The organism is Francisella philomiragia subsp. philomiragia ATCC 25015 (genome assembly GCF_000156715.1).
GTDB lineage: Bacteria > Pseudomonadota > Gammaproteobacteria > Francisellales > Francisellaceae > Francisella > Francisella philomiragia.
The window spans coordinates 1-1,012 of sequence record NZ_DS999308.1; the positions used below are offsets into that span (position 1 = coordinate 1).

A 1,012-nucleotide genomic window follows, 5' to 3' on the forward strand; every position below is an offset into this window, starting at 1 on the left:
ATCCAGTTGATCCAGTAAATCCAGTTGATCCAGTAAATCCTAGCTCTACGGAATGGGACTCTAATAAAACTTATGTCAAAGGTGATACTGTTACTTATAACGGTGATACATTCACTGCTAAGTGGTGGACTCAGGGTGAAACTCCAAACAAGGAATCAAAATGGGGCGTATGGGAGTATAATGGTGAAGCATCTCAAAGCAAAGGTACTGTATCTATAGTTCTACCTGCTAAACCTGATTTCATTGCTAATGGCAAATTAGCAGATGTTCAAATCTTAAAAGACGGCAAAATTGTTGCTGAAGTAAATAATGCTAACTGGGGCTCAACTAAAAATATTGAGGTCGAAGTCGGTGAAAGCTCAGATTTAACTATTAACGTACCTGCTATCGATGGCGCTACTGGAGCTGCAAACCCTGCAGCATTTACTCTTGCAAAAAATAGCTCAAAAACTGTAAATGTAGAATACACTGCTTCTAATCCTGCTGAACAAGGTTCTATTACTATTAATCCTCAAGCTGATGTAAGTGGCAACCCTATAACTTCTTACTCTCTTACTGACTCAAACGGAAATGTCGTTGCTTCTGGTGATCTTGAAATCAATAAAGTTACTACACTTGAAAAAATTTCCGCTTCTGAAGATGGCGTTAACTATACACTTACTATAGGAAGTTTCATTAGCGGTGGATTTAATTACACTCCTACTGGTACATACCCTGTGACTGTATATAACTTTAATACATCTAATGTTGATGTTACATTTACTAAACAAGCTATACCTACTGAGAACGTCCGCATTAGTGTTGATGGACTTCCTGAGAACAAATCAACTACTTTAACTTTATCTAATAAAAATGGTGATTCCGAGAAAGTATCTGTTGACTCTAACTCTACTATCTCTCTAGATATACCTAAAGATGGTACCGTATGGAAAGCTTCTGTAGATGCTATCTCAGGTTTCAAAGCTGTTATATCTCCAGCCTCTTTTACTGCTAATAATGATGCTCAAAATAT

General features: G+C 37.2%; 1 protein-coding gene. It reads left to right on the plus strand.

Annotated features, from left to right (window positions below; translation table 11 throughout):
• Nucleotides 1–1,012, plus strand: a 1,012-nt coding sequence (locus tag FTPG_RS00005; protein ID WP_004286349.1) for a carbohydrate-binding protein, incomplete at both ends; no start/stop codon positions are given.